The organism is Gordonia sp. ABSL11-1, assembly GCF_030315685.1.
Lineage (GTDB): Bacteria > Actinomycetota > Actinomycetes > Mycobacteriales > Mycobacteriaceae > Gordonia.
The window spans coordinates 1-3,203 of the sequence record NZ_JASXSI010000061.1; the positions used below are offsets into that span (position 1 = coordinate 1).

Sequence of the window (3,203 nt, forward strand, 5' to 3'; positions counted from 1 at the left end):
GCCGCCCACGCTTGCGGCTGCCCAGCCACTGGCCCTGGGCCCAACCCTGGATGTTTCTGTGGCACTACACCATCGGATACGGACCGCAGGGTCACGTCAATTTCGGAACCGCTGTCACACCATCAGACCGCCGATCCGGCAGACGGGTCCTTGACGTAGCACGACACTGTCGGCGCGAGCCTCCGGTGCCAGTGCTGAGAAACACAACACCGCTGCTCACCCAACCGCCAGCACTTGAGCGTTCGCCAACCACCCGGACCATCAACAATGTAGAACCCCATCGCAGCGCCCCCTCCTCGTGGCCGCAACTTCGACACTCGCAACCCGACGCTACGAACTCGCGGACCTGCCCGCCGACCCACCAGCTCCGACCTGCGAGGCAGCGCCTGTCCCATCCCATAGTTTACTTACGCGCAGTTTTCTGTTGCAGCACAACGCATGTCACGGTTGTCGCGGCCATGATGGCGGCACCGATCCATGCCGCGACTGTGTAGGCGGTGTCGTCGGGGAACTTCCCGGTGGTGCCGGCGGCGAGCATGAGTCCGCCGATGGCGCTGCCGAGGGAGAAACCAACGCTGCGCACGACCTGGTTAACGCTCATCGCGCTCGAAGTCTCGTCTTTCGGGGTCACGGCAAGGATGACACCGGGCATGGCCGAGGAGAAGCTGCCGACCCCGAATCCGAGGATGGCCATCGCGACGAGCAGTTCCACGATATTGGTTCGCGCGGTGGCGAACAGCGCGAAAGCCACAAGGACGATGACTGCGCTACCGGCGAGGACGAGCGGTGCGCCAATACGTTCGCGGACCCGTGGAGTGACCTTCCCGGCGACGAACCCGAGCACGGAAAATGGTACGAGCACGAGACCGGCAACGAAAGTGGTCAATCCGAACCCATACCCCGTGCTGCTGGGCGTCTGGGCGTAGCGCGTTATGAGTGTCAGCAGCAAATACATGCCGATCCCACCAACGAACATGGCTATGTTCGCGCCGGCGACCACAGGGTGTCGCAGAAGTCTGACGTCGACCAGTGGCTGGGTGATGCGTTTTTCGAGAACCACCCACACAGCGAGGACAGCAGCGGCGATGACTGCGAGCACTATCGCCAGTGTGAGGTGCCTTCTCCACAGACTGGTCTCACTGGCGAGGAACAGCACTAGGAATAGCGCCGCAGCGAGCAGCACGGCTCCAGGAATGTCGACGTGCGAAGAGCGTCTTTGGGGCGAAGCAGGGATACTGCGGTACGCGGCAAAGAGAGCGGTAGCAGTGACGGCGACTCCGAGCCCGTAGGCGGCACGCAGACCGCCGACTTCGGTGAGCAAACCGGCAAGTGGATAGCCCACACCGATCCCGATGGTCGACGCCACCGACACCAGGGCAATCGTGGAGGCCGACTTCACTTTCGGAAGGTGATCGCGGGCCACCCCCATCATCAGCGCGGTCAGTCCCAGCCCCACTCCCTGCGCCGCCCGGCCGGCGAGCAACCATGGGAACGGTAGTGGCAACACGGTCAGCACACTGCCGGTGACGACGACGGCGAGGGTGGCCAGAATGGTTGCCCTCCGGTGCGGGCCGGCACCCAACCGGCCGAGGACGGGTGTCGCGATCGCGCCGGCGAGCAAGGTGATCGTCAGCGTCCATTGCGCGCTTACCAGGGAAACGTGCAGGCTCGTGGCGACGCTAGTGATCAGCGGGGCTCCGAGGCTGCCGACCACCGCGACGACCAGGGCGATAAAGACCAGCGAAGGGACCAGGAGCTTCGGCGTGGCCTCGTGGGTCGTTTCCGTGGTGATCATCGGTTGGTCTCGCTGGTGATGTGATCGAACAAGCCGGGCTGTATGCGGGTCTGCACGCCATCCGCCCACGGCTCGACCATTTCCGACACCTGTAGAGCGGCAGCATTATTGAGCAGCATGCCAAAGGCTAGAAACGCCTTGATGGTCACCTCGTCGAGCCCGGTGATGTCGGCGATGGTCTTCCACATGCGCCCGAAACTGTCGCGCACAGCACCGCGGACCTCCTCATCCCCGCACGCGGCAAAGCCCTGTAACTGCAACAGCAGCGAACTCCGGTCAGAAAGCAGCTCGTGATAGCGCACCCCCATCAGTCTCAGCGCCTCTTGCCCGGTGGTGTCTGCGGCGGCGTCGCGCATACCCTCTGTCAGCCGCTCGAATGACGCGATCATCACCTCGAGGAACAGGGCCTTCTTGGTCCCGAAGATCCTGAAGATGTAGGCCTGCGTGATGCCTGCACGCCGGGCGATTGCCTCCGTCGACGCTCCATGCAGACCGCCACCTGCGAATTCGTCCGCCGCGATCTGCAGAACCTGTTGCCGACGGTCAGCACCACTCATCTTCCGTTTGTGCTCCATGCCCGCTGATCCTACCCTCGTAGTTACTTATCACTAACTACTTACACTTAACGTCGCAAACTTGTACAGTGCACAGTGCGTCTCATCACATAACTCGGATCATCGCGGATCATCCCTCGTTACCCACATCCTGGGAGCCAGGTATATGGCTGCCCAGGCCACCATTGGTCGGGAGACATTCACTTGAGCAACGACTCGCCTATTCACTCGGAAGCAACATGCCCGTTCAACGTGGCCGAGCGCCCCGCAGTCGGCGCACAGACAGCGGCTGTGCCCATTGCGCCCGGTCAGTTGCCCATGGTCGGCCACGTGTGGCCGCTGATGCGCAATCCGTTTGATTTTTTCGCCGATCTGCGCGCTACAGGCGACATGGTCAAGATCTACATCGGCAAGCGCCCCATCTACTTCTTCACCACCGCGCGCCTTGCGCACCAAGTGCTGGTCAAGGACGCCCGATCGTTCGGCAAGGGTATGGTGTGGGAAGCAGTTCATCTGTTGAGCGGCAACGGTTTACTTGCGTCGGACCGCGCACTGCATCGCCGCCAGCGCCGCTTGATACAGCCCCTGTTCCATAAACGCATGATCGCCACCTACGCGGAGATCATGACGGCGGAATCTCAGGCGCTGGCTGAGTCGTGGGGGCCGGGTCAGAAGGTCATCGTGTAGAAGGCGATGATCGAGCTCACCCTCACCACGATCGCCCGGTCGATGTTCGCGGGCAGCCTACCCAAAGATGTAGTCCAAGAGATCATTCGACTACTCCCCATCTTCACATACGGCATGGTCGCCCGAACGGTGCTGCCAGACTGGCTCTGCAAGGTCTCGGGCTTTAA

General features: G+C 62.3%; 3 protein-coding genes. 1 reads left to right on the top strand and 2 read right to left on the bottom strand.

Annotated elements, in window-relative coordinates; translation table 11 throughout:
- Window positions 1–403: 403 nt before the first annotated feature.
- On the bottom strand, window positions 404–1,795 hold the full coding sequence (locus tag QSJ19_RS26360; RefSeq protein ID WP_286324013.1) for an MFS transporter: 1,392 nt from the start codon (window positions 1,793–1,795) through the stop codon (window positions 404–406).
- On the bottom strand, window positions 1,792–2,370 hold the full coding sequence (locus QSJ19_RS26365; RefSeq protein WP_286324014.1) for a TetR/AcrR family transcriptional regulator: 579 nt from the start codon (window positions 2,368–2,370) through the stop codon (window positions 1,792–1,794). The genes QSJ19_RS26360 and QSJ19_RS26365 overlap by 4 nt, the downstream gene beginning before the upstream one ends.
- A gap of 183 nt (window positions 2,371–2,553) precedes the next feature.
- On the opposite strand from QSJ19_RS26365, the gene QSJ19_RS26370 reads away from it, so the two are divergent.
- Window positions 2,554–3,036 carry a cytochrome P450 gene (locus QSJ19_RS26370; RefSeq protein WP_286324015.1) on the top strand — a complete coding sequence of 161 codons (483 nt, stop codon included), beginning with the start codon at window positions 2,554–2,556 and terminating at the stop codon, window positions 3,034–3,036.
- The last annotated feature ends 167 nt before the right edge of the window (window positions 3,037–3,203 follow it).